Origin of the sequence: Janibacter terrae (genome assembly GCF_039636765.1) — a bacterium.
Lineage (GTDB): Bacteria > Actinomycetota > Actinomycetes > Actinomycetales > Dermatophilaceae > Janibacter > Janibacter terrae.
Genome location: NZ_CP144167.1, coordinates 2,007,623 through 2,033,399, shown reverse-complemented (window position 1 = coordinate 2,033,399; position 25,777 = coordinate 2,007,623). Strand labels below are relative to the sequence as shown.

Sequence of the window (25,777 nt, the reverse complement as noted above, 5' to 3'; positions counted from 1 at the left end):
GAAGACCTCCACCTCCGGCGGACGCTCGCGCCTTTGCTGCAACGAGAACCGTTGACGTCCGACCGGTGAGGGAAGTCAAGCCGTCGGAGCCCGAGCGAGGTGTGTGAGGTCAGACCACATTCGGGCGAAGGGGGTGTCCTGCGGGGCCATGCCCCCTCACCTCAGAGGTGGCTGCGCAACCGCTCGACGATCGGGTCGGGGGTGAGCCCGACGGACTCGAGCACCTGGGCCCGGGAGGCGTGGTGGATGAACTCCTTGGGCAGCCCGAAGCGGTGGACCGGCACGGCCACCCCCGCCTCGTCGAGCGCCCGCGCCACCTCGGCCCCCACCCCGCCCGCGACGTTGTTGTCCTCGATGACCGCGACGCGACCGGCGCGGCGAGCCAGCTCGACGACGGCGTCGGGCACCGGCAGCACCCAGCGCGGGTCGACGACGAGGGTCGGGTGGTCCTCGGCGGCGAGCTTCTCGGCGACGGTGGTCGCCGTCCCGGCCATGGAGCCCACCGACACGATGAGCACCTCGGGGTCGACGGAGAGGTCGCCGGCGAGGACGTCGAGGCCGTCGACCGTGGCGATCGCCTCGAGCGGGGCGGCGACGCTCCCCTTGGGGAAGCGGATCACCGTCGGCCCGTCGTCGACGCCGACCGCCTCGCGCAGGGCGCGGCGGACCTGGGACCCGTCGCGCGGCGCCGCGAGGCGCAGGCCGGGCACGAGGGCGACGAGGGACATGTCCCACATGCCGTGGTGGCTCGCACCGTCCGGGCCGGTGACGCCCGAGCGGTCGAGGACGAAGGTGACCCCGGCCCGGTGCATCGCGCAGTCCATGAGGAGCTGGTCGAAGGCGCGGTTGAGGAAGGTCGCGTAGATCGCGACGACCGGGTGCATGCCGGCGTAGGCCAGGCCTGCGGACATCGTCGCCGCGTGCTGCTCGGCGATCCCGACGTCGAAGATCCGCTCCGGGTAGGCGTCGGCGAAGGGCTGCAGCCCGACCGGCATCATCATCGCCGCCGTGATCGCGACGACATCGGGCCGCTCCGCGCCGAGCGCGACCATCTCGTCGCTGAACTCGTCGGTCCACGACCTGCCGGCGATCTCCAGCGGGAGGCCCGTCTCGGGGTTGATCTTGCCGACGGCGTGGAACTGGTCGGCGACGTCGCCCACCGCGTGCTCGTAGCCGCGCCCCTTCTGCGTGATGACGTGCACGAGCACCGGCCCGCCGAAGGCCCGCGCCCGGCGCAGCGCCTGCTCGACGGCCGGCTCGTCGTGGCCGTCGACCGGCCCGAGGTACTTGATGCCGAGGTCCTCGAACATCCCCTGCGGAGCCCAGAAGTCCTTGGCGCCCTTCTTCATCGAGTGGAAGGCCTGGTAGACCGCGCGGCCGACGACGGGGGTGCGGTTGAGCCGGTCCTTGCCCCAGTCGAGCACCTGCTCGTACTGGCGGTTGGTGCGTAGCATCGCCAGGTGGTCGGCGAGCCCGCCGATCGTCGGGGCGTAGGAGCGCTCGTTGTCGTTGACGATGATGACGAGCGGCAGGTCCTTGTCCGCGGCGATGTTGTTCAGCGCCTCCCAGGCCATGCCGCCGGTGAGTGCGCCGTCGCCGATGACGGCCACCGCGTGGCGCTCCTCGCCGCGCAGGCGGTAACCCGTGGCGATGCCCTCGGCCCACGACAGCGCGGTCGAGGCGTGGCTGTTCTCCACGACGTCGTGCTCGGACTCGGCGCGACTCGGGTACCCGGAGATCCCGTCGCGCGTGCGCAGCGCGGCGAAGTCCTGGCGTCCGGTGAGCAGCTTGTGCACGTAGGTCTGGTGACCGGTGTCGAAGACGACCGTGTCGTGCGGGGAGTCGAAGACCCGGTGGATCGCCATCGTCAGCTCGACGACCCCGAGGTTGGGCCCGAGGTGGCCACCGCTGCGCGAGACCTCGGCGACGAGGAAGGCCCGGATCTCCTCCGCGAGGGTGTCGAGCAGCTCCGCGGGGAGCCGCTTGAGGTCTGCGGGTGAGGTGATCGTCTCGAGGACTGCCACGCTGGCCGTTCCTTCCGGTGTGGGGACCGGACGAGTCTACGTCTCACGGGCTGGAAAGTGGCTGTGACCCCGACCGCCCACGACGACGACGGCGTCGAAGGGGGTCACAACCGCTCGACGAAGACGTTGCCGTCGAGCGCCTCCCGGACGAGGACGATCGAGCGCTGCGCGGCGCGCAGCCGCAGCCCCTCGTGCTCGAGGCAGACGAGCAGGGCATCGACGGTGCCGTCGGGCAGCACCTCGGCGAGGTCGACGCGGACCGTCCGGTACGCCTGCCGCATCGCCTCGACCTGCGCCTGGACGTGCAGCTCGGCGAGCCAGGCCAGGGCGACCGGGTGCCGACGCAGGACGGCGTGACCGCGGTACTCGGACGGGCAGAGGTCGAGCAGCCACGAGGTGATCGCCGGCTGCCACCCGCGGACGCCGGGCGGCGGGACCCGGTCCGGCCAGCCGGGCGGTCCCCCCTTCGTCCCGGCCGCGGCGGTCTGCGCGCCGGGTGACCCGGGCAGCGCGGTCCGCACGGGCGGACGCTCCTGCTGATCGAACATGTGTTCGAGTGTACGCCGTCGTGGCGACATGACGAAGGGGGACGCCCGATGGACGTCCCCCTTCGCCGTGCGCGCCTCGTCAGCCGACGAGCGAGCGCAGCACGTACTGCAGGATGCCGCCGTTGCGGTAGTAGTCCGCTTCGCCGGGGGTGTCGATGCGCACGACGGCATCGAAGGTCACAGCACTCCCGTCCGCATCGCCCTTGGTCGCCGTGACCTTGACGGTCTTCGGGGTCGAGCCGTTGTTCAGCTCGGTGATGCCCGTGAAGTCGAAGGTCTCGGTGCCGTCCAGGCCGAGCGAGTCGGCGTTCTGGCCCTCCGGGAACTGGAGCGGGATGACGCCCATGCCGATGAGGTTGGAGCGGTGGATGCGCTCGTAGGACTCGGCGATGACGGCGCGGACGCCGAGCAGACGGGTGCCCTTGGCGGCCCAGTCACGCGAGGAGCCGGAGCCGTACTCCTTGCCCGCCAGGACGACGAGCGGGACGCCGGCCTCGATGTACTTCTCGGAGGCCTCGAAGATCGTCGTCTGCTCGCCACCGTTCAGGAAGTCGCGGGTGAAGCCACCCTCGACGCCGTCGAGCAGCAGGTTCTTCAGCCGGATGTTGGCGAAGGTGCCGCGGATCATCACCTCGTGGTTGCCACGGCGCGAGCCGTACGAGTTGAAGTCCTTGCGCTCGACACCGTGCTCGGCGAGGTAGACGCCCGCCGGGCTGTCGGCCTTGATCGCGCCGGCCGGGCTGATGTGGTCGGTCGTGACCGAGTCGCCGAGCTTGGCGAGCACGCGCGCACCCGAGATGTCCTCGACCGCGTCGACCTCCTTGGTCATCCCGTCGAAGTACGGGGGCTTGCGCACGTACGTCGACTCCTGCGCCCACTCGAAGGTGTTGCCCTCCGGGGTCTCCAGCGAGGTCCAGCGCTCGTCACCGGCGAAGACGTCGGCGTACTTCTCGACGAACATCTCCTGGTTGACGGCCTCGTCGATGACGCCCTGGACGTCGGCCGGGGCCGGCCAGAGGTCACGCAGGAAGACGTCCTTGCCGTCGGGGTCCTGGCCCAGGGCCTCGGTCTCGAAGTCGAAGTCCATCGTGCCGGCGAGGGCGTAGGCGATGACGAGCGGCGGCGACGCGAGGTAGTTCATCTTCACGTCGGGGTTGATGCGCCCCTCGAAGTTGCGGTTGCCCGAGAGGACCGAGGTCACCGCGAGGTCGTTGGCGTTGACCGCCTCGGAGACCTCCTCGATGATCGGGCCCGAGTTGCCGATGCAGGTCGTGCAGCCGTAGCCGACGAGGTGGTAGCCCAGTTTCTCGAGGTAGGGCCACATGCCGGCCTTCTCGTAGTACGAGGTGACGACCTTGGAGCCGGGCGCCATCGACGTCTTGACCCACGGCTTGACCTGCAGGCCGCGCTCGACGGCGTTCTTGGCGAGCATCGCGGCCGCCATCATCACCGACGGGTTGGACGTGTTGGTGCAGCTCGTGATCGAGGCGATGACGACGTGGCCGTGGTCGATCTCGACCTCGGTGCCGTCGATGACGGCCTTCGCCGGGTTGGTGGCGCGGTCACCGTTGGACCGGGGCTGCGAGTGCGACGGCCGTCCGGCGCTCTCGGAGGACTCGAGCGCGTCGTGGCTCGGGGAGTCGGAGGCGGGGAAGGTGCCGACGAGCTCCTGGTCGACCGAGGACTTCTCGATGCCGTTGCCGTCGACGACGTAGTTCTTCAGGTCGCCACGGAACTGCTCCTTGGCGCGGCTGACCTCGATGCGGTCCTGCGGACGCTTCGGGCCGGCGATCGAGGGCACGACCGTCGACAGGTCGAGCTCGAGGTACTCGGAGAAGCGCGGCTCGACGGACGGGTCGAGCCACATGCCCTGCGTCTTGGCGTAGGCCTCGACGAGCGCGACCTGCTGCTCGGAGCGGCCGGTGAGGCGCAGGTACTCGAGGGTGACGTCGTCGATGGGGAACATCGCGGCGGTCGAGCCGAACTCGGGGCTCATGTTGCCGATGGTGGCGCGGTTGGCGAGCGGCACCTCCGCGACGCCCTCGCCGTAGAACTCGACGAACTTGCCGACGACACCGTGGTCACGCAGCATCTCGGTGATCGTGAGGACGACGTCGGTCGCGGTCGCGCCGGCCGGGATGGCCCCGGAGAGCTTGAAGCCGACCACGCGCGGGATGAGCATGGAGACCGGCTGGCCGAGCATCGCGGCCTCGGCCTCGATGCCGCCGACGCCCCAGCCGAGGACGCCCAGGCCGTTCTCCATCGTCGTGTGCGAGTCGGTGCCGACGCAGGTGTCGGGGTAGGCGACGCCGTCACGGGTCATCGTGACGCGGGCCAGGTGCTCGATGTTGACCTGGTGCACGATGCCGGTGCCCGGCGGGACGACCTTGAAGTCGTCGAAGGCGGTCTGGCCCCAGCGCAGGAACTGGTAGCGCTCGTTGTTGCGCTCGTACTCGAGGTCGACGTTGTGCGCGAAGGCCCCGGCGGTCCCGAACTCGTCGATCTGCACGGAGTGGTCGATGACCAGCTCGGCGGGCGCGAGCGGGTTGATCTTCGTCGGGTCGCCACCGAGCTCGGCGACGGCCTCGCGCATGGTGGCAAGGTCGACGACGCAGGGCACGCCCGTGAAGTCCTGCATGATCACGCGGGCGGGCGTGAACTGGATCTCGGTGCTCGGCTGGGCGTCCTTGTCCCAGGACCCGAGCGCGGTGATGTGATCGGCGGTGACGTTCTCGCCGTCCTCGGTCCGCAGCTGGTTCTCCAGCAGGACCTTGAGGCTGTACGGCAGGTCCTTGGACCCCTCGACGGCGTCGATCCGGTAGATCTCGTAGGACTCGTCACCGACGGTGAGCTGGTCCTTGGCGTTGAAGGTGTTCGCACTGGCCACAGTCGACTCCTCTGTCGTGGTTATCTTGACGTCAAGATAAAACTATCACAGGGCGTCGACGGCCCCGGGGCCGCCCGCCGCTCCCTGCCACTCTTGCGCAAACCCGGCCGCACGTCACGGCTGCGCGTCCTCCCCCTTCGTCTCGAAGGTCGCGATGCACTCGACGTGGTGGGTCATCGGGAAGGCGTCCAGGGCGCGCAGGCCCACCAGCGCGTACCCGAGGTCGGCGAGGTAGGCGGTGTCGCGGGCGAGGGCCGCCGGGTCGCAGGCCACGTAGACCAGGCGGCGGGGACGAAGGGAGGTGAGCGCGGCGACGACCTCGCGGCCGGCCCCCGTGCGGGGCGGGTCGAGGACGATGACGTCCGCGCTCGGCGGCAGCAGGTCGGAGCGCGCCGGCCGGCGCGGCCCGCGACGACGGCCCTTGCGGGCCACACCGAGCAGGTCGTCCACCCGGCCCGGCACGACGAGCGCCCAGGGGTGGCCGGCGAGGTTGTCGCGCAGGTGGTCCACCGCGCGCCGGTCGGACTCGACGGCGACGAGCTGGCCGTCCCGGCCGACGGCCTCGGCGAGGGGGACGGAGAAGAGGCCGACGCCGCTGTAGAGGTCGAGCACGCGCTCGCCCTCGCGGACACCGGCCGCGGCGAGGACGGTCTCGACGAAGGCGCGCGGGGCGTCGCGGTGGACCTGCCAGAAGCCGCGGGCGTCGACGCCCATCGCGCGCTCCCCCGCGTCGGTGCGCACGACCTCGGTGATGTCGATGGGCGGCGTCGGCTGGTCCGTCGGCACCTCGACGACGACCGTGTCGGCCTCGCCCGACGCCGCGACGACGTCCAGGGCGCTGATGCCGCGCAGCTGCGACGGGGCGACCGCGAGCTCGGCGAGGGTCTCCGCGAGCGCCGCGTCGACGTCCGGCACGGCGATCGGGCACCCGGTCACCGGGATGACGTCGTGGCTGCGGTGCCGGCGCAGGCCGACCACCCCGTCGGCGACCGCGAACTCGACCCGGGTGCGGTAGCGCAGCCCGTCGTCGTCGTCGAGGGGCTCGACGACGACCGGGCGCTCCTCCCCCGCCAGGCGGCGCAGCTGCTCGGCGACGACGTCGGCCTTGAGCTCGCGCTGGTACGCGGTGGAGACGTGCTGGAAGTCGCAGCCGCCGCACCCACCGGGTCCGGCGACGGGACAGCGCACCGGGACCCGGTGCGGCGAGGCCTGAAGGACCTCGATGGCGTCGGCGCGCAGGAAGCGGTCGCCGGGCCCCCCTTCGGTGACCCGGATGCGCACCCGCTCACCGGGCAGGGAGTGCCGCACGAAGACGACCCGCCCCTCGTACCGCGCCACGCAGTGGCCGCCGTGGGCCACCGGCCCGACCTCGACCTCCACCTCGTCGCCCGTCGTGAGCTCGTCCGCACTCGTCACAGTCCACCTCGTCGCACGTCGCCGGCCACCGGGCCGTCCATCTTGTCCTCGGCACCCTCGGAGCTCGCGAGCTGCCAGGGCACCGAGGACACCATGACACCCGGGGTGAAGATCAGCCGACTGCGCAGCCGCAGCGCGGACTGGTTGTGCAGGGCCTGCTCCCACCAGTGGCCGAGCACGTACTGCGGGATGTAGACGACGACGAGGTCACGCGGGTTGCCCGAGCGGATCGACTTGACGTAGTCCACGACCGGCCGGGTGATCTCGCGGTACGGCGAGTCGAGGGCCTTGAGCGGCACGGGGATCCCCCGCCGGTCCCACTCGGCCTGCAGGGCCTTGGTCGCCTCGTGGTCGACGTCGACCGTCACCGCCTCGAGGCGGGAGGGGCGCGTCGCGGAAGCGTAGGCGACCGCCCGGAGCGTGGGCCGGTGGATCGTGCTCACGAGGACGATCGCGTGGACGCGCGAGGGGAGGAGCTGGTGCTTGGTGTCCCCCTCCGGCACGGCGAGCTCCTCCCTGACGTGCTGGTAGTGGCGGCTGATCGCGCTCATCAGGACGAAGAGGACGGCCATGGCCGCCATGGCGAACCCGGCGCCGTGCATGAACTTCGTGAGGATGACGACGACGAGGACCGTGCCGGACATCGCGGCACCGACGGCGTTGATCGCCCGACGGCGCAGCATCGCCCGCTGCTCTGCCCGGTCCTTCTCGACCGCCAGGTGGCGGTTCCAGTGCCGCACCATGCCGGTCTGGCTGAGCGTGAAGGAGACGAAGACACCGACGATGTACAGCTGGATGAGCCGGGTGACGCTGGCGTCGAAGATGATGACGAGGGACCCCGCCGCGCCCGCGAGCAGGATGATGCCGTTGGAGAAGGCGAGCCGGTCGCCCCGGGTGTGCAGCTGCCTGGGCAGGAGGCCGTCACGCGCCAGGATCGAGCCGAGCACGGGGAAGCCGTTGAAGGCGGTGTTGGCGGCGAGCACGAGGATCAGGCCGGTGACGATCGAGACGATGACGACGCCCGCAGGGAAGCCGTCGAAGACGGCGGTCGCGACCTGGGCCATGACCGTGTGCTGCTCGTAGCCGTCACCGACCGGCACACCGTCCCGGAGCAGCTGCTGGGCCGGGTCGTCGGCGATCTTGACGCCGGTCCACCTGGCGAGCGCGATCATCGACAGCAGCATCGTCACCGAGACGGCGCCCATGAGCAGCAGGGTCGTCGCCGCGTTCTTGCTCTTGGGCTTGCGGAAGGCCGGGACACCGTTGCTGATCGCCTCGACACCGGTCAGGGCCGCCGCGCCGGAGCTGAAGGCACGCAGCAGCAGGAAGGCCATCGCCAGTGTGCCCAGCTGCTCCATCCCCGGCTCGGGCGCCAGCGTCAGGGAGGCGCTCTCGGCCGACGGTAGGGTGCCGGTCGTGCGACGCACGATGCCGACGAGGGCCATCGCGAGGACCGACAGCATGAAGAGGTAGGTGGGGACGGCGAAGGCCGTGCCGGACTCGCGCACGCCGCGCAGGTTCATCGCGGTGAGCGCCGCGATGAGGACGACGGCGGCCAGGACCTCGTGGCCACGCAACCAGGCGAAGGCGGCCGCGGCGTTCTGCACGCCCGAGGAGATCGAGACCGCGACCGTGAGCACGTAGTCGACGAGGAGGGCGCTCGCGACCGTCAGACCCGCCCGGGGGCCGAGGTTGGTGCTGGCGATCTCGTAGTCGCCGCCCCCGGAGGGGTAGGCGTGCACGTTCTGGCGGTAGCTCGCGACGACGACCACCATGACGGCGACGACGGCGAGCGCGACGGGCCACGAGTGGGTCATCGCCAGCGCCCCACCGGCCAGGCCGAGGGTCAGCAGGATCTCGTCAGGGGCGTAGGCGACGGAGCTGAGCGCGTCGCTGGCGAAGACGGGGAGCGCAAGGCGCTTGGGGAGCAGGGTCTCGCCGAGGTGATCGCTGCGCATGGCGCGGCCGACGAGGACGCGCTTGATGAGTCGTCCGGAAGACACCACGCGAGTGTAGGCCTGCTCCCGGGGGTACCGTCGTCCCGTGCACTTCGTCATCATGGGCTGCGGCCGCGTCGGCGCCTCGCTCGCCCGCTCACTCGAACGCATCGGGCACGACGTCGCGGTCGTCGACCAGGACCCCGCGGCCTTCCGCCGCCTCGGCAGCGACTTCAGCGGCCGCCGGGTCGCCGGCGTCGGCTTCGACCGGGACACCCTGGTCCAGGCGGGGGTCGAGCAGGCCTACGCCCTCGCCGCCGTCTCCAGCGGTGACAACTCCAACATCCTCGCGGCCCGGGTGGCCCGCGAGACCTTCGGCGTCGAGCACGTCGTCGCGCGCATCTACGACCCGGACCGCGCGCAGGTCTACCAGCGCCTCGGCATCCCCACGGTCGCGACGGTCCGGTGGACCGCCGACCAGGTGCTGCGCCGGCTGCTCCCCCAGGGCCAGGCCCCCGAGATGACCGATGCCTCCGGGCGACTCGTCGTCGCCGAGATCCACGTCTCCCCCGCGTGGGTCGGCCGCCGCCTCACCTCGCTCGAGGAGGCGACCGGGTCGCGGGTCGCCTACATCACCCGACTCGGCGAGGGGATGCTCCCTTCGCCCGAGACCGTCCACCAGGAAGGCGACCTCGTGCACCTGGTCATCCCACGTGATCGCGTCCACGACGTCGAGCGCGTCCTCGACGCCGCCCCCACGGAGGAGATCTGATGCGCGTCGCCATCGTCGGTGCCGGGTCGGTCGGCCGCTCCATCGCCAAGGAGCTGCTCGAGAACGACCACGCCATCCTGCTCATCGACCGGGACGCCGACGAGGCCCGGGTCGCCAAGGTGCCGCAGGCCAGCTGGCTCTCGGGGGACGCCTGCGAGATCTCGACCCTCCAGGAGGCCGAGATCCAGGGCTGCGACGTCGTCGTCGCCGCGACCGGTGACGACAAGGCCAACCTCGTCGTCTCGCTGCTCGCCAAGACCGAGTTCGGCGTGCCGCGCACGGTCGCGCGCGTCAACAACCCGAAGAACGAGTGGATGTTCGACGAGTCCTGGGGCGTCGACGTCGCCGTCTCGACACCGCGCCTGATGACGGCGCTCGTCGAGGAGGCCGTCAGCGTGGGTGACCTCGTGCGGATCTTCGACTTCCAGCAGGGCAGCGCGTCGATGACCGAGATCACCCTCCCGGCGGACAACCCCAACGTCGGTCGGCGCGTCGGCGACATCACCTTCCCGGCGGACACGCTGCTCGTCGGGATCATCCGGGACGGCCGGCCCTTCGGCCCGACGGCGGACGACTCGCTCGAGGCGCACGACGAGCTGCTGCTCCTCACGACCGCCGAGGCCGAGCCGGAGCTCGAGGCGATGCTGCGGCCGGGCGCCAAGGCGCGCCGGCGTCCTGCCCCCTGAGGGTCAGGCGCGGCGGACGTCGACCGGCTGGACGAGCTCGTCGTCGGGGTCGATCGGCGTGTGTCCCTTGAGGAGCATCGCGCCCATGACCGCCACGGCTCCGGCCCAGAGGGGCCAGCCGAGGAGCACCTTGGCCACGGTGAGCCCGGCGAGGTTGTCGGCGAGGTAGAGCGGACCCATGATCCCGACGCGGATGACGTAGACCGCGACGAGCACGAGCGTCAGGCGTGTGCAGACCCGCACGGCGGCGTCGTTGCGCCGCCAGCGGAAGGGGTCGCCCGCGGCGACGGCCGCCTGGTCGGCCACGCCGACCATGATCCCGACGACCGGCCACCGCACGACGACCGAGAGCAGCGAGCCGACGAGGTAGGCGCACGAGGTGAGGATGCCGGGCAGGAAGGCGTCCTCAGCCTGCCCCGAGCGCAGGGCAAAGAAGGCTGCGAGGCCGGTCGCGACGAGCGAGCCGAGGACGAACTGCAGCGTCTGCCGCTGCACGAGCCGGGCGATGGCGAGCACCGCCGTCACGGCCCCGGCCGAGCCGAGCGAGATGGCGCGGTCCGTCGTCCCGGCCCAGGCGATGACGAAGACGAGCATCGGCAACGCGGTCTCGATCGAGCCGCGCAACCCCCCGAGCGCCTCGCCGAGGCGATGGCGGATGAGTGCCTCGACCGTCGGGTGCACCGGCATCGAGACGCCGGCGCTCTCAGCCATGGTGGGTCAGCAGCTCGTAGGCGGGGTTGTAGATCGTCGGCTCCCCCTCGGGACGGCAGATGAGCCCGCTGGCCTTGAGGTAGGCCCCCGGGTCGATCCCCCGGATGCTGCGTCGTCCGAGCCACACGAGCTGCACGGTGTGCGACCCGTCGTAGAGGTCGGCGACGAGGGCCGGGACCGTGGCCCGCGGGCGCAGCGTGACGGCAGTGATCGTGCCCGCCACGGTGACCACCTCGCGGTCGGTCTCGTCGGTGATGGGCCGGCAGCCGTGGGCGTGGGCGGCCTCGCGCAGCTCCCCCGCCGCGAGGTCGTCGTCGGACCGGGTGAGGTCGACCAGTCGTCGCAGCAGGGCGGACATCAGCGGACCTCGGTGATCTCGGGGCCGCGCTCGAAGGGCCTGAGGTCGTCCTCGACGGGAGCGTCGGCCGGCTCGTCCGCGGCGGGGCGCGCCGCGCGCTGGGTGCTCGGCATGGTCAGGGGCAGCATCTCGCGCGGTGCGCGCGGCTCCTCGCCGCGGTCGACGACCACCGATCGCACGACCTCGTCGAGGGCCGCCCGGGCCGACTCGTCGACGGCGGCGGCGCCGGAGTACACGGCGCGCAGGAACCAGCGCGGCCCGTCGACGCCGGCGAAGACGACTGGGGCGAAGACGGTGCGTCCCTGGGGTCCGGGCTGGGCCAGCCGGGCGCGCAGCTCGGTGCCGAAGGGGCCGGTGACCTCCTCGACGGTGCCCCCGTTGCCGCCGATCATCTCGGCGATCTCCTCGCGGATCTCGTCCCAGATGCCGAAGGAGCGGGGGGCGGCGAAGACCTGCAGCTGGACGGCGCCGTGGTCGTCGCCGACCTGGGCGGCCGAGACCTCGTCGTTCTTCTGGTCGACCTCGAGCCGCAGCTCGGTGCCCGGCGCGGGCGTCAGGTGCAGGGCACCCAGGTCGACCCGGGTGCTCGTGTCAGCGACGTCGGAGATGTCGTGCGGACCGGCCGTCAGCGGCTGCGACGAGGACCCCGGCTCGCTCGTGGCCGCGGTCTGCGTGGTCGTGTCCTGCTCGGTCGACGCCACGTCGGCATCGGCAGTCTTCTTCTTGCGCCCGAACATCACTCTCGTCCTGTCCTCGAGGGTGGGCCGAAGCCCCCACTTGATCCATGTCCAGTCTCGCCCCGTGGGCTGGGTGGAAGCGAATCGAGGGGGAGGAACTCCCCTTCGCCCACCTGCTGGAGCACGAGCTGGGCGATCCGGTCGCCGACCCGCACCGTGAAGGACTCCCGAGGGTCGAGGTTGACGAGGTTGACGAGGACCTCGCCCCGGTAGCCGGAGTCGACGGTCCCGGGGGCGTTGGCGACCGAGATCCCGTGGCGCGCGGCCAGTCCCGAGCGCGGGTGCACGAGGCCGACCCACCCGTGGGGCAGCGCGAGCGCGACCCCGGTGGGCACGAGGGCCCGCTCCCCGGGCTCGAGGGTCAGCTCCGCGACGGAGCTGAGGTCCGCGCCCGCGTCGCCGTGCTTGGCGTACGCGGGCACGACGGCGTGCCGGTGCAGCAGCTGCACCGGTACCGCGACCTGACGGGGTCCGTCAGCCACGGGTCACGCAGCGCACTCGGTGCAGACCGGGCCGTTCTTGCCGTCGCTCGCCAGCTGGCTGCGGTGGTGGACGAGGAAGCAGCTCGTGCAGGTGAACTCGTCGGCCTGGCGCGGGACGACCCGCACCGACATCTCCTCACCGGAGAGGTCGGCGCCGGGCAGCTCGAAGCCTTCGGCCATCTCGGTCTCGTCGACGTCGACGTTTGCGGAGGTCGCGTCACCGCGACGGGACTTGAGCTCCTCGATGGAGTCCTCGGACAGGTCGTCGTCGGTCTTGCGAGGGGCGTCGTAATCGGTCGCCATCTCTCCTGATTCCTTGGGGGTCAGCGGGGCAGTGTGGGTCGTGCGCCGTCATCAACGCAGCAGGTGCTGAATTTGTGCCCGGCGCGCCGGATTGTGCCCCATCCACCGGCGGGACGCCACCTCGTTCCGCGCTAACGGGCCGATTCGGGTCCGACCTGCTCCACGGCGGACCGCAGCAGGGTGCGCAGCGAGCCCTGGGCGGCCGGCGGCCCGGCCACCGTGAACCCCGCCCGCGGGTGACCACCGTCGAGGTCGGTGACGACCGCACCGGCCTCGGTCGCCACGAGCCACCCGGCGGCCATGTCCCAGGGGTTGAGACCGCGCTCGTAGTGGACGTCGAGGCTCCCGTCGGCCACGCGGCACAGGTCGAGCGCGGCGCTGCCGATCCGGCGGATGTCGCGCACTCTCGGCAGGACGTGGGTGAGCACCGCGGCCTGCCACGCCCGTCGGTCGGCGTCGTAGCCGAAGCCGGTCCCGCACAGCGCCTGGTCGAGGGAGGTGTCGGCGACCGTGAGCCGCTGCGCCGGCCCGTCCCCGACACGGTGCCACGCGCCCCCACCGAGGGCGGCGGTGTACCGCTCCCCCGTCAGCGGGTTGACGACGGCGCCGGCGACCGGGCGCCACGCCCCGTCGACCGAGGGGTCGCCGAGGACCGCGGCGACGGAGACGCAATAGGCAGGGATCTCGTAGAGGTAGTTCACCGTGCCGTCGATCGGGTCGACGACCCAGGTGATCCCGGACGTACCGGTCCGCGCGCCGCGCTCCTCACCGTGGAAGCCGTCCTGCGGGCGCAGCTCCCCGAGCCGGCGCAGCAGCAGGTCCTGGCTGCGCTGGTCCATGACCGTGACGACGTCGGTCGCCGAGGACTTGGTCTCGGCGACGCCGAGGTCGCGGGGGCGGTCGTCGACGACGAGCACACCCGCCTCCACGGCGACCTTCAGGGCGATGTCGGCGAGCTCGGCGGGGTCGACGCCGGCGGGCAGCCGGTCCACGTCAGTCCGACCCGCAGAGCGCGGGGCGGGCCTCGCGCAGGTTGGGGCAGCACCCGACGGGGCAGACGGCCGGGTGGGAGTCGAGGTCGCGCCAGGTCGCTCGCACCGGCTGCTCGCCGCGGGCCTGGGCGGCACGCTCGAGCATCAGGTCGACGAGACCGGCGACGAAGGCGGGGTCGGTGCCCGGCGTCGCGACGCGGGTCATGTCCAGGCCGACCTCCTCGGCCGTCGCGGCGGCCTCGAAGTCGAGGTCGTGGGTGACCTCCATGTGGTCGGAGACGAAGCCGATCGGCACGACGACCACGTGGCGCACCCCTTCGTCGGCCAGCTCACGCAGGCGGTCGTTGACGTCCGGCTCGAGCCACGGGGTGCGCGGGGAGCCCGAGCGCGAGCAGAAGGCGAGGCCCGCGGGCAGGTCGGTGCCGAGGACCGCGTCGACCTCGGCGGTGATCGCCGCGGCGGCCTCCGCCTGGTCGCCCGAGTAGGCGCGCCCGTCACCATCACCCGGCCCGGAGGTCTCGTCCATCGCGTCCGGGATGGAGTGGGTCACGTAGAGCAGGGCGACGGCATCGGCACCGACGTCGGCGACCGCGGCGCGGGCCGCCTCGACCGTGTCGCGCGCGACGGTCGCCACGAACCCCGGCAGCTCACCGAAGGGTCGGACCTTGTCCAGGACGAGCCCGTCCCTCCCGTCGACCGCGTCGGCCAGGCCCTCGCGGTACTGGCGGCAGGAGGAGTAGCTGCGCCAGGCACTGGTCGGCACGACGAGGACCCGCCGGGCACCCCTCGCCTGGAGCTCGTCGAGCGCGTCCGTGACGAAGGGGGCGGAGTTGCGGTTGCCGAGGACGACCGGCAGCGGGCACTCGCGGGCCGCCAGCTCGGCGGTCAGGTCGGCGACGAGCCGACGGTTGAGGGCGGGCAGCGGGCTGACGCCGCCGACGCGCTCGTAGTGGGAGCCGACCTCGACGAGGCGCTCGTCGGGCACACCCCGCCCGGCCGTGACGCGGCGGAGGAAGGGCAGGACCTCGTCCGGCCCCTCCGGACCACCGAAGGACTGGAGCAGCACGCCGTCATAGGGGCTGAGGGGGTGCTCGGAGGAATCGTTGGGCATGCAGACAAGGTAACGCGCGGCGTGTGCGTTGCCGGATCCCCCCGGGCAGGTGGCAGAGTCGTGGCAGTACGGCTGGACGAGAGGGATCTGTGATGCGCGACCTACGACTCATCGGGGTGCACGACGACGGTGAGCACCTCGTCGTGACCGACGACACCGGCGAGGAGTTCCGGCTGCGGATCGACGAGCCGCTGCGTGCCGCCGCGCGGCGGGACCGACCCAGGCTGGGTCAGCTGCAGATCGCCATCGACAACAACGTGCGCCCGGCCGAGGTTCAGGCGATGATCCGGGCCGGCGCATCCGCCGAAGAGGTCTCCGCGCGCACGGGGTGGGACCTGGACAAGATCGCCCGCTTCGAGGGTCCGGTGCTCGCCGAGCGCGAGCACGTCGCCTCGCGCGCCCAGGCCGTCCGCTTGCGCGGCACCAACCAGGCCGGCTCCCCCGAGACGCTCGCGCAGCGCGCCGCGACGCGGCTCACCGGGCGCGGCGTCGAGGCGTCGTCGGTGCTGTGGGACGCCTCCCGCGACGCGGAGGGCCAGTGGACGGTGTCCGCGACCTTCGCCGCCGGCGGTCGCGAGCGCACGGCGACGTGGTGGTTCGACCTCGCCGGCATGAGCGTCGTCGCCCGGAACGACGAGGCCAAGTGGCTCTCCGAGGCCGACACCCCGTCCGGCCCGGTCCCGACCGCCGTGCACCGCCCGACCGCGGTCTTCGACGTCGAGGTCGAGGAGACCAAGGTCGAGCGCACCACCCGCGTCGGCACCGACGACCTCGTCACCTCGATGCGCGAGCACTCGGGCGCCAAGAACCGTCGTCGCGGCGGGCGGCGCAAACCGCGCGCCGAGGCCGGACCGACGTCCACCGAGGAGCCGCTACCGCTCGAGACCGCCGAGGAGGTCCCCCCGCCCGCACGCGGCACCCACCCGCGTGACCTCGAGGAGGCGAAGGGGGCCACCCTCGCCCCGTCCGCCGCGCCTGCACCCGCGCCCGCACCCGCTGCCGCTGGGCCGGAGCCGGAGGAGCGCGACGAGGAAGCCCCGGCCGCCGAGATGAAGGCCGAGCCGGAGCAGGTGGCCACGCCCATGCCGACCGCGGATCCCGAGCCCGAGGCCGAGCCCGTGGCCGAGGTCGTACCCGAGCCCGAGCCCGAGGCCGTCGCGGAACCGGCAGCGACCGCTGCTGCGAAGGCGCAGCCGGAGACCGAGCCGAAGACCACAGAGCCGAAGACCAAGACGCAGCCCGAGGCGACGTCCGGGGACGACGCGCCGGCCGACGACACGAGCGACGCGGGCAAGGGCGCGCGCGGTCGCAAGGGACGCCCGAGGGTGCCGAGCTGGGACGACGTGATGTTCGGGACGACGCGCGACTGAGCGCGGCTCGTCAGCCCGGCGGCGGGACCGGGCAGGCGTCGAGGTCGAAGGGCAGCACATCGGCGGAGAGCGCGGCCGCCTGCGCGGCGACGGAGTTCATCCGGCGCATGTGGTGGCGGCGGCAGAGGACCTCGTACTCGACCTCCGGCTCCGCGGCCCCGGGCTCGACCGGGGCCGTGTCACCGACGACCACCTGGTCGCCCTCGACGACCATGACGCCGTCGACGACCCGGGCGTTGTGCGTCGCCCGGCGGCCGCACCAGCACAGCGCCGAGACCTGCAGGGCCTGCGTGCGGTCCGCGAGCTCGATGAGCCGACGGCTGCCGGGGAAGAGCTCGGTGCGGAAGTCGCTCGTGATGCCGAAGGCGAAGACCTCGATGTCGAGCTCGTCGACGACCCGGGCGAGCTGCTCGACCTGACCCGGCGTGTAGAACTGCGCCTCGTCGCAGATGAGGTGGTCCACGCGACCGCCTGCGGTGAGGTGCCCGACGACGGTCTCCCAGAAGTCGAGGTCCTCGGTGACCTCGATCGCAGGGACGTCGAGCCCGAGCCGGGAGGACAGTCGGGCCTCCCCCGCGCGGTCGAGCCGGGTGAAGACCAGCCCGACGCGTCCGCGGGCCCGGTGGTTGTGGTCCATCTGCAGCGCGAGGGTCGACTTGCCGCAGTCCATCGTCCCCGCGAAGAAGGTCAGCTCGGCCACGTCACTGCTCCCGGGCGTCGAGCGCCAGCCACGGGATGGCGACCTCGTCCGCGGTGATCGAGCCGTGGACACCGAGGAGGGCGCGCAGCTCCGGTCGGTGCCGGCGCGAGTCCTGCACGGCGGTCGGGCCGGTCATGGCGGCGATGACGTCACCGATGCGCGGCCGCACCGTCTCGCTCACCGTCCCGAACCACCCCGCGGCGATGGCCTCGTCCGCCGTGAGGACGAGGGCGTCCTGCCCGAGCCGGGCCCGCCAAGTGGCGAGCACGTCGTCGAGGGCCCCGGGGCGCACGTGCAGCTGGACGCACCTGGGCTCGCCCGCGACGTGCCGCACCCCGGCGTCGAGCTCGCCATCGGTCGCGATGTCCGGGCGGGCGTCGAGCGGCACGTCGACCATCCCGTGGTCGGCGGTGATGTGCAGGGAGGTGTCCGCGGGGAGCAGCGCGGCCAGGCGCGCCAGCTGGGCGTCGACCTCCTCGAGCTCGGCGACCCACTCCTGCGAGTCGCAGCCGTGGACGTGGCCGATCTTGTCCAGGTCGCCCCAGTACAGGTAGACGAGCGAGCGTGGTTGCGCACGCACGGCGGTCACCGTCGCGTCCACCCTGGCGGCCAGACTGCGGGCGGCGACGAACCGACCACCGCGCAGCGCCGCCTCGGTGAGCCCGGAGCCGTCGAAGTAGCCCGGACCGATGCGGGTCACCGCGACGCCCGCGGCGTCCGCGGCCTCGAAGACGGTCGGGGCGGGCTGCCAGCGGTGCGGCTCGGGCCCGTCCTCCCAGGACAGCTCGTTGAAGACGGTGTCCGTCTCGGGGTCGTAGGCCTCGTAGCCGACGAGGCCGTGCGTGCCGGCGAGCGCGCCGGTGCCGAAGGTGCCCATCGACGTCGCCGTGGTCGACGGGAAGCCGCAGTCGAGGGTCATCGCGGCGTCCGGCTGCTGCAGCAGCCCGCGCAGGAAGGGGGCGTGCCCGGCCCGGCGCGCGAGGAGCTGGGCGCCGAGACCGTCGACGAGGACGACGACGGACCGGCGGGCGGGCCGCAGGGGGCGGTCTCCCCCCTTCGCCAGCGCAGGGACCGCCAGGCTGGTGGCGACGGCGGGCAGGAGCCGGTCGAGGCGCGGGGTGGTCACGAGCAGCGGCGTCGCGCCCACGACGTCAGCGCCCGATGCTCGCCGAGAGGTCCCTGGCGAACTCGGTGGCCCGGTCCAGCGCCGTCCGGCCCTCGGCCTCGGCGCTGATCCGCAGCGCGATGTCGTCGCTGGTGACCGTGCCCTCGTAGCCGTGGTCGCCCCCGTCGCAGTCCGGGTCGGAGCACTGGGCGGGGAGCAGGTCGACGCGGCTGACCGCGCCCCAGCCGACGGTGAGCGTCAGCTCGCGGCCGAGCGAGCCGGGGACATAGCTCGAGGGGTCGCCGACGACGTGGGTGAGCATGACGCCACGCACCGACGACAGCGGGATGCACTCCGTCGTCGCCGTCGCGATCTCCTGGGCACCCGAGAAGTGGTCGGGGTAGTCGTCGGCGTGTGCGATGACGAGTCGGGACGCGGTCCGGGCGAAGACGGTGATGTGGCGCCGGACCGTGTCCTGGTCGAAGGTCGTCTCCTGGTGCACCAGGTGCCCGTGGACCTCCTCTGCACCCACGGCCGCCTTGATGACGTCCGCGACGAGCGCCGGGTAGTAGCCGGCGCGCTCGATGTCGGCGGTGAGTTCGTCAGGCAGCGTGATGGCCGTGAGGTCGGAAGGAGCGGGCATGCTCGCCATTGTGCCCCAGCCTCAGGTCATGCTCCGCGCGTCGGGGTCGATGCGCCGGTGGGCCGGCGTGATCATGATGTCTGCCCCGAGCACGGTCACCCCGCTCGGGTGCGCGATGACCGGGTTGAGCTCGACGGACGACAGCTCGAGGAAGTCGTCGGACATGACCGACAGCCGGCCGAGGACGTCCTCGAGCGCGGCCAGGTCGACGGGGGCGGCGCCGCCGTGCCCCATGAGCAGCGGCGCGGTCTTGATGTCCTGGATGAGCTCGCGGGTGTCGACGTCGGTGAGCGGCGGGATGCGGTAGGCGATGTCGTCGAGCAGCTTGGTCGGGGCACCGGCGATGCTGAAGGAGACGACGGGCCCGAAGAGCGGGTCCTCGATCGTCGACAGCACGGTCGCGACGCCGGGACCGGCCATGCGCTGCACGACGAGGTAGTTGGCGTCCATCGGGGCGAGCCGACGGTCGAGGGTCTCGTAGGCCACCCGCACCGCGTCGGCGTCGGGCAGGTCGACACGGATGCCCTCGAGCACGGCCTGGCCCCGGACGAGCGGCGAGAGCGACTTCACGACGACCGGGTAGCCGACCTGCTCCGCGGCGGCGACGGCCTCCTCGACGCTGTCGACCTCGATCCGCGGCCACACCTGGATGCCGTACGCGGAGAGGAGCTCATGGGCCTCGTCGGTCGTGAGCGCACGGCCCTCCGGGTCCTCCTCGAGGACCCGGTCGAGCAGGTGGCGCACCGCCCAGCGGTCGATGCCCTCGCGCACGACGGTCTCGCCCTTGTCCTTGTCGCGCCAGGCGCCGTAGTCGGTCGCGGCCGCGAGCGCCCGGATGGCCTCCTCGGGCATGGCGTACAGCGGCACCGCCTGCCGCGGGGCGTCGTCGGGGAACTCGCCGAGCTCGTGGAGGAAGCTTGGGTCGCCGGCCATGTCGACACCGCGCATGCCGAGCAGGGTGGCGACGCAGGGCTTGTCGGAGGTGGAGGCGGCCTCGCGCAGGGCCTCGACGACCTCCTGGTCGAGCGCACCCACCGGCGGGATGAAGCACACGACGACCGAGTCGACCTCGGGGTCGGCGAAGGCCGCACCGACCGCCTCGCGGAACTCCGCGGCCGTCGCCTCGGTGCGCACGGCCACCGGCCCGTGGGTGACCTCGAGCCCGCGCTCGGTGGCGTTGTCCGCGCACAGCGCCGCGAGCTGGCTGGAGTTGCCGACGATGGCCACCCGGCGACCGGCCGGCAGCGGCTGGTGCACGAGGAGCTGGGCGACGTCGAACATCTGGTGGACGTTCTCGCAGTGGATGACACCGGCCTGCTCGAGCATGGCCGCGAAGGCGTGCTGCTTGACCTTGGGCTTGCGCACCTTGTGCCCGGGAGGGGCGCCGTAGCCCGCAGACGCCGGCTTGACGACGATGACCGGCTTGTTGGTGGCGAGGTGGCGGGCGATGCGCGAGAACTTGCGCGGGTTGCCCATCGACTCGAGGTAGAGGCCGACCGCGTGGGTCCGCTCGTCGTCGACCCAGTACTGCATGAGGTCGTTGCCGGAGACGTCGACCCGGTTGCCGGCGGAGGCGAAGACCGAGATGCCGAGGTTGCGGCGGGCGGCCGAGTCGAGGTTGGCGATGGCCAGCGCGCCGCTCTGCGAGAAGAGACCGAGGTAGCCGGGTCGCGGGATCACCGACGTGAGGGTCGCGTTGAGGCTCACCGCGGGGTCGTTGTTGATGAGGCCGAAGGAGTTGGGCCCGACGACGCGCATGCCGTTGCTGCGGGCCAGCCGCAGCACCTCCTGCTGCATCCGGGCGCCGTGCTCGTCGACCTCCGCGAAGCCGGAGGAGATGATCAGCAGGGTCTTGACGCCGGCCGCCGCGCACTCGCCGACGATCCGCGGGACCCGCTCCGCCGGGACGGCGATGACGGCCAGGTCCACTCCCCCTTCGACCTCGCCCACCGACCGGACGGCGTCCAGACCGAGGATCTCGCCGGCCTCGGGGTTGATCGCGTGGACCGCGCCGGTGAAGCCGCCGTCGAGGATCTGCTTGAGCACCTGGTGGCCGATGGCGCGCTCGCGCCGGCTGGCGCCGACGACGGCGACCGACTGCGGGTGGAGCATGGCCCGCACGCTCTGCGCCTCGGCGCGGTGCTCGCGGGCGAAGCGCACCGACAGCGACTCCGCGGTCGGCTCGATGTCGAAGTGGACGGACACCACGCCGTCCTCGAGGTGGCGGGTGACCTGGTAGCCGGCGTCGGAGAAGACGCGCAGCATCTTGCGGTTGTGCGGCAGGACCTCGGCCTCGAAGGCGGTGATGTCGTGCGACTGCGCGATCGCCGCGAGGTGCTCGAGCAGGACCGAGCCGATCCCCTTGCCCTGGTAGTGGTCGGAGATGTTGAAGGCGACCTCGGCGGAGTGCTCGCTCACCCTGTCGTAGCGGCCGATGCCGATGATGTCGTCGCGGATCGTCGCCACGAGCGCCATGCGGTCGTGGTAGTCCAGCTCGGTGAACCGCTTGACGTCGCGGTCGCTGAGGTTGCGCATCGGCGCGAAGAAGCGCAGGTAGATCGACTCGTCGGACTGCCCGGCGTGGAAGCGGCGCACGGCGTCCGCGTCGGAGGGCCTGATGGGCCGCAGCCGGCACACCGAGCCGTCGCGCAGGACGACATCGGCCTCGGCCAGCACCGGGTAGCCCGCGGGGAGCTCGGTCATGGCTCAATCCTGCCACGGGCTCCCGTGCGGCGTGGTCGGTCCCCCACGTGTGTCGGTGCCGCCCGTACGGGGACGAAGGGGGGAGGATGGGACGGTTCGAGCACCATCCCCACGAGGAGCCCCCCACCCGCATGGCCCGCCGTCCTGCCGCCACTCCGCCCGCCGACGCCCCCGAGCGGATCGTCGACATCGACGTCGCGGACGAGATGCGCAATGCCTTCCTCGAGTACAGCTACTCGGTGATCCACGCTCGCGCCCTCCCCGACGCCCGCGACGGCCTGAAGCCGGTGCACCGACGGATCCTCTTCTCGATGAGCGAGATGGGCCTACGACCCGAGCGCGGCCACGTGAAGTCCTCCCGCGTCGTCGGCGAGGTCATGGGCAAGTACCACCCCCACGGCGACACCGCGATCTACGACGCGCTCGTGCGCCTCGCCCAGCCCTTCTCGATGCGCCTGCCCCTCGTCGACGGCCACGGCAACTTCGGCTCGCTCGACGACGGCCCCGCGGCGAGCCGCTACACCGAGGCCCGCATGGCCGCGGCCGCGCTGCTCATGGTCACCGGGCTCGGTGAGGACACCGTCCCCTTCGTCCCCAACTACGACGACCAGCTCCTCCAGCCCGAGGTCCTGCCCGCCGCCTACCCCAACCTCCTCGTCAACGGCACGACCGGCATCGCCGTCGGCATGGCGACCAACATGCCCCCGCACAACCTCGTCGAGGTCGTCGGTGCCGCCCGGCACCTGCTGACCCACCCCGACGCGAGCCTCGACGACCTCATGAAGTTCGTCCCCGGCCCCGACCTGCCCGGTGGCGGGCGGATCATCGGGCTCGACGGCATCCGGGACGCCTACCTCACCGGGCGCGGCAGCTTCCGCACCCGGGCGACGACCCGCATCGACAAGGTCTCACCCCGCCGCCAGGGCATCATCGTCACCGAGCTGCCCTACCTCGTCGGCCCCGAGAAGGTCATCGAGAAGATCAAGGACGCCGTCCAGTCCAAGAAGCTGCAGGGCATCGCCGACGTCAAGGACCTCACCGATCGCGTCTCGGGCATGCAGCTGGTGATCGAGATCAAGAACGGCTTCAACCCCGACGCCGTCCTCGAGCAGCTGTACAAGCTCACGCCGATGGAGGACTCCTTCTCCATCAACAACGTCGCGCTCGTCGACGGCCAGCCCCGGACCATGGGGCTGAAGGAGCTGCTCACCGTCTACGTCGACTTCCGGCGGGACGTCGTGCGCCGCCGCAGCGAGTACCGACTCGCCAAGCGGCGCGAGCGGCTGCACCTCGTCGAGGGCCTGCTCATCGCGATCCTCGACATCGACGAGGTCATCCAGGTCATCCGCTCCAGCGACGACGCGACGATCGCCCGGAAGCGCCTGCAGGCGGTCTTCGACCTGTCCGAGGTGCAGGCGAGCTTCATCCTCGACCTGCAGCTGCGCCGCCTGACGAAGTTCTCCCGGCTCGAGCTGGAGAAGGAGCAGGGCGAGCTGCTCGAGCAGATCGCCGAGCTCGAGGAGATCCTCGGCGACCCCAAGGTCATGACCCGCCTCATCTCCTCCGAGCTGGCCGCCGTCGCCAAGGAGCACGGCGACCCGCGTCGCACGGTGCTGCTCGAGTCCGCGGGTGCCCCGGCCACCGCGACGTCCCCGCTCGAGGTCGCCGACGACCCGTGCTGGGTCCTGCTGTCGAGCACCGGGCTCCTCGCGCGCACGAGCGGGGACGAGCCGCTGAGCCGCGAGGGCGGCCGCAGCAAGCACGACGCGATCGTCGCCGCGGTCCGCACGAGCGCGCGCGGCGAGGTCGCCGTCGTCACCTCGACCGGCCGGGTCGTTCGCCTGGGCGCCCTCGAGCTGCCCACCCTGCCGCCCTCCAACGGCGCCCCCAACCTCTCCGGCGGCGCACCGCTCGCGGCCTACGTCGACCTGCCCGGCGACGAGGCCCCGCTGACCCTGATGAGCCTGTCGCCCGACTCCCCCGGCCTGGCGCTCGGCACCGCCCACGGCGTCGTCAAGCGGGTGGGCACCGACTACCCCAGGGGCAGCTCCTGGGAGGCGATCTCGCTCAAGGACGGCGACCGCGTCGTCGGGGCCGTCGAGCTGACCACGGGCGAGGAGGAGCTCGTCTTCGTCACGAGCCAGGCGAGCCTGCTGCACTTCCCCGCCAGCGACGTGCGGCCGCAGGGCCGCGGCGGCGGCGGCGTGGCCGGCGTCCGGTTGACCGACGGGGCGCAGGTCGTCTTCTTCGGGGCGGTGGACCTCAACTACGACAACATCGTCGTCACCGTCTCCGGCTCCTCCGCCGCGCTGCCCGGCACCGACCCCGGCTCGTGGAAGGTCACCCCCTTCGACGAGTACCCGGGCAAGGGCCGGGCGACCGGGGGCGTGCGCGCCCACAGGTTCCTCAAGGGCGAGGACGCCCTGACCACGGCCTGGGTCGGCCGCTCCGGCGCTCGCGCCGCCCAGCCCAACGGCGTCGCGATCACCCTCCCGGAGGCGGAGGGGCGCCGCGACGGCTCCGGCACCCCCGCCACCGCCGTGATCGGCGGCATCGGCTCCCTCTGACGCTGACCACCCCCGAGACTGCATTCCCCTAGGGCAATGCACGGTCTCGACGTCACGATGGTGCATTCCCCTAGGGCAATGCAGACCTCCCGGCACGACGAAGGGGGGCGGGCCGGTGATCCGGCCCCGCCCCCTTCGCCGTGCGGCTCACTCGTGGTCGATGTGCTCCGGGTCGCGGATGAACGTCTTCTTCGCGTACAGCGCGCGGTTGAGGAACCAGGTGACGACCCACAGCAGCACGCCGAGCGCCAGCATGCCGCCGGCGATGACGTACTGCTCCTGCTGCTCCTCGCTGCGGGCCCACGGGCCGACGAGGAAGGCGCAGGTGAGGGCTCCGAGGATCGGCATGAACGTCGGGGTGCGGAAGTGCTGGTGGCCGACCGGCTCGCGGCGCAGCACGAGCACCGCGATGTTGACGACGGTGAAGACCGCGAGCAGCAGCAGCGCCGTGGTGCCCCCGAGCAGCTTGACGACCGGGCTGTCGCTGCCGAGCACGACGTAGGTGATCAGCCCGTACGCGACGAGGGTCGTGAAGATGATCGCGGCCCACGGCGTCCGGCGCTTCTTGTGCACCAGTCCCATGCCGGGGGGCAGGACCTCCTGCCGGGCCATGCCGTAGACGAGGCGCGAGGCCATGAGCATGTTGATCAGGGCGGAGTTGGCGACAGCGAACATCCCGATGAAGGGGAAGATCTTGTCGAAGGGCAGGCCGGGGGCACCGGTCGCGACGACCTGGGTGAGCGCGGACTTCTCGCCACCGACGAGCTGGTCGACCGGGACGAGCGCCACGGCGGTGATCGAGACGAGCACGTAGATGATGCCGGTGATCGCCAGACCCGAGAGCATGACCTTGGGGAAGATCCTGGACGGCTCGTGGGTCTCCTCGGCCATGTTGACGGAGTCCTCGAACCCGACCATCGCGAAGAACGCCAGGGCCGTGGCCATGGAGATCGAGATGAAGACGCTCTTGTCGCTCGCGCTCTCGAAGACGACGACCCGGGAGAAGTCGGCCTTGTCCTGGGTGACGGCGTAGAGGCCGACGAAGATGATGAGCAGGAGGCCGGAGAGCTCGACGCAGGTCAGGACGACGTTGGCCTTGACGCTCTCGCCCACGCCCCGGAAGTTGATGAGCGCGATGATCGTCATGAAGCCGAGGGCGATGAGCAGCAGCGGCGTTGAGCCGTCCTCCCAGCCCACACCGAGACCGTCCCGCAGGAAGCCCGCGAAGGCGCTGGAGGCTGTCGAGGCCGAGGTGATGCCGGAGCACATGACGGCGAAGGCGACGATGAAGGTGACGAAGTGCAGGCCGAAGGCCTTGTGCACGAAGGTCGCGGCACCGCCGGCCTGCGGGTACTTCGTCACGAGCTCGAGGTAGGACAGTGCCGTGATGGTGGCCACGACGAAGGCCGCGATGAAGGGAGCCCACGCGGCCCCGCCCACCTCCGCGGCGACATCGCCGGTCAGGGCGTAGACACCGGTACCGAGGATGTCGCCGACGATGAAGAGCAGCAGGAGCCTGGGTCCCATGACCCGCTTGAGCTCGGTGGGCTCCTCGCCTGCGTCGCGGTCCGAGGTGGCGACGTCGGTCATGGGTCCTCCCTGGGTCGGGGCACGCTGGTGCGTACCAATCCCCTAACCGTGACCCACGCCACCGTCTCGTGCAACCACTGACGCTCCGACGCGCCGAGATCGGTCGCAATCGTGACGCCGTCCGGGAAGGGAGTA

21 protein-coding genes are annotated in these 25,777 nt (G+C 72.0%); 4 read left to right on the top strand and 17 right to left on the bottom strand.

The window, feature by feature from the left end:
* Positions 1 to 161: 161 nt before the first annotated feature.
* From dxs to V3C34_RS09870, 5 genes are all read right to left on the bottom strand, one after another.
* Positions 162 to 2,024, bottom strand: a complete 1,863-nt coding sequence (dxs, locus tag V3C34_RS09890; protein ID WP_346006936.1) for a 1-deoxy-D-xylulose-5-phosphate synthase — start codon at positions 2,022 to 2,024, stop codon at positions 162 to 164.
* A 104-nt stretch (positions 2,025 to 2,128) separates the two neighbouring features.
* Complete coding sequence (locus V3C34_RS09885) at positions 2,129 to 2,572, bottom strand: hypothetical protein (RefSeq protein WP_346006934.1); 444 nt, start codon at positions 2,570 to 2,572, stop codon at positions 2,129 to 2,131.
* Positions 2,573 to 2,651: 79 nt separating this feature from the next.
* Entirely contained in the window at positions 2,652 to 5,459 is a 2,808-nt protein-coding gene (locus V3C34_RS09880; RefSeq protein WP_068324646.1) for an aconitate hydratase, read from the bottom strand.
* A 114-nt stretch (positions 5,460 to 5,573) separates the two neighbouring features.
* Complete coding sequence (locus V3C34_RS09875) at positions 5,574 to 6,875, bottom strand: class I SAM-dependent RNA methyltransferase (protein WP_068324648.1); 1,302 nt, start codon at positions 6,873 to 6,875, stop codon at positions 5,574 to 5,576.
* Entirely contained in the window at positions 6,872 to 8,833 is a 1,962-nt protein-coding gene (locus V3C34_RS09870; RefSeq protein ID WP_068423076.1) for an APC family permease, read from the bottom strand. The genes V3C34_RS09875 and V3C34_RS09870 overlap by 4 nt, the downstream gene beginning before the upstream one ends.
* Before the next feature lie 85 nt (positions 8,834 to 8,918).
* Between V3C34_RS09870 and V3C34_RS09865 the strand changes: the two genes are divergently transcribed.
* Positions 8,919 to 9,584 (top strand): potassium channel family protein, encoded by a 666-nt coding sequence (locus V3C34_RS09865; protein WP_068324651.1) that lies wholly within the window; start codon positions 8,919 to 8,921, stop codon positions 9,582 to 9,584.
* Positions 9,584 to 10,270, top strand: a complete 687-nt coding sequence (locus V3C34_RS09860) for a potassium channel family protein (protein WP_068324654.1) — start codon at positions 9,584 to 9,586, stop codon at positions 10,268 to 10,270. The genes V3C34_RS09865 and V3C34_RS09860 overlap by 1 nt, the downstream gene beginning before the upstream one ends.
* 3 nt (positions 10,271 to 10,273) lie before the next feature.
* Here V3C34_RS09860 and V3C34_RS09855 read toward each other — a convergent pair whose 3' ends face one another.
* From V3C34_RS09855 to V3C34_RS09825, 7 genes are all read right to left on the bottom strand, one after another.
* On the bottom strand, positions 10,274 to 10,981 hold the full coding sequence (locus tag V3C34_RS09855) for a DUF3159 domain-containing protein (RefSeq protein ID WP_346006931.1): 708 nt from the start codon (positions 10,979 to 10,981) through the stop codon (positions 10,274 to 10,276).
* Entirely contained in the window at positions 10,974 to 11,339 is a 366-nt protein-coding gene (locus tag V3C34_RS09850) for an OB-fold nucleic acid binding domain-containing protein (protein ID WP_346006929.1), read from the bottom strand. Before V3C34_RS09850 ends, V3C34_RS09855 begins: the two co-directional genes overlap by 8 nt.
* Positions 11,339 to 12,076: a DUF3710 domain-containing protein gene (locus V3C34_RS09845; protein WP_346006928.1), complete on the bottom strand. Its 738-nt coding sequence runs from the start codon at positions 12,074 to 12,076 to the stop codon at positions 11,339 to 11,341. Before V3C34_RS09845 ends, V3C34_RS09850 begins: the two co-directional genes overlap by 1 nt.
* Complete coding sequence (dut, locus tag V3C34_RS09840) at positions 12,076 to 12,558, bottom strand: dUTP diphosphatase (RefSeq protein WP_068324665.1); 483 nt, start codon at positions 12,556 to 12,558, stop codon at positions 12,076 to 12,078. Before dut ends, V3C34_RS09845 begins: the two co-directional genes overlap by 1 nt.
* Before the next feature lie 3 nt (positions 12,559 to 12,561).
* A complete protein-coding gene (locus tag V3C34_RS09835; protein ID WP_068317285.1) occupies positions 12,562 to 12,861 on the bottom strand; it encodes a DUF4193 domain-containing protein in 300 nt (99 codons plus the stop codon).
* 131 nt (positions 12,862 to 12,992) lie between these two features.
* A complete protein-coding gene (locus V3C34_RS09830; protein WP_082817024.1) occupies positions 12,993 to 13,853 on the bottom strand; it encodes an inositol monophosphatase family protein in 861 nt (286 codons plus the stop codon).
* 1 nt (position 13,854) lies between these two features.
* Positions 13,855 to 14,964, bottom strand: coding sequence for a ferrochelatase (locus V3C34_RS09825; RefSeq protein ID WP_346006925.1), 1,110 nt, complete (start codon positions 14,962 to 14,964; stop codon positions 13,855 to 13,857).
* Between the two features lie 92 nt (positions 14,965 to 15,056).
* On the opposite strand from V3C34_RS09825, the gene sepH reads away from it, so the two are divergent.
* On the top strand, positions 15,057 to 16,334 hold the full coding sequence (gene sepH, locus V3C34_RS09820) for a septation protein SepH (protein ID WP_346006923.1): 1,278 nt from the start codon (positions 15,057 to 15,059) through the stop codon (positions 16,332 to 16,334).
* 10 nt (positions 16,335 to 16,344) lie between these two features.
* On the opposite strand, the gene V3C34_RS09815 is transcribed toward sepH, so the two are convergent.
* Genes V3C34_RS09815 through V3C34_RS09800 form a run of 4 tightly spaced genes read right to left on the bottom strand, consistent with a single transcriptional unit; the run spans position 16,345 to position 21,485 of the window.
* On the bottom strand, positions 16,345 to 17,034 hold the full coding sequence (locus V3C34_RS09815) for a thymidine kinase (RefSeq protein ID WP_346006922.1): 690 nt from the start codon (positions 17,032 to 17,034) through the stop codon (positions 16,345 to 16,347).
* Position 17,035: 1 nt separating this feature from the next.
* Positions 17,036 to 18,181, bottom strand: a complete 1,146-nt coding sequence (locus tag V3C34_RS09810) for a nucleotide pyrophosphatase/phosphodiesterase family protein (RefSeq protein ID WP_346006920.1) — start codon at positions 18,179 to 18,181, stop codon at positions 17,036 to 17,038.
* Positions 18,182 to 18,185: 4 nt separating this feature from the next.
* Positions 18,186 to 18,791, bottom strand: coding sequence for a DUF5998 family protein (locus tag V3C34_RS09805; RefSeq protein WP_068421860.1), 606 nt, complete (start codon positions 18,789 to 18,791; stop codon positions 18,186 to 18,188).
* Positions 18,792 to 18,803: 12 nt separating this feature from the next.
* On the bottom strand, positions 18,804 to 21,485 hold the full coding sequence (locus V3C34_RS09800) for a bifunctional GNAT family N-acetyltransferase/acetate--CoA ligase family protein (RefSeq protein WP_068324685.1): 2,682 nt from the start codon (positions 21,483 to 21,485) through the stop codon (positions 18,804 to 18,806).
* A 131-nt stretch (positions 21,486 to 21,616) separates the two neighbouring features.
* Between V3C34_RS09800 and V3C34_RS09795 the strand changes: the two genes are divergently transcribed.
* Positions 21,617 to 24,052, top strand: coding sequence for a DNA topoisomerase IV subunit A (locus V3C34_RS09795; RefSeq protein ID WP_346006918.1), 2,436 nt, complete (start codon positions 21,617 to 21,619; stop codon positions 24,050 to 24,052).
* Positions 24,053 to 24,199: 147 nt separating this feature from the next.
* Here the strand turns inward: V3C34_RS09795 and V3C34_RS09790 are convergent, their stop codons facing one another.
* A complete protein-coding gene (locus V3C34_RS09790) occupies positions 24,200 to 25,642 on the bottom strand; it encodes an APC family permease (RefSeq protein WP_068324690.1) in 1,443 nt (480 codons plus the stop codon).
* Positions 25,643 to 25,777: the final 135 nt, after the last annotated feature.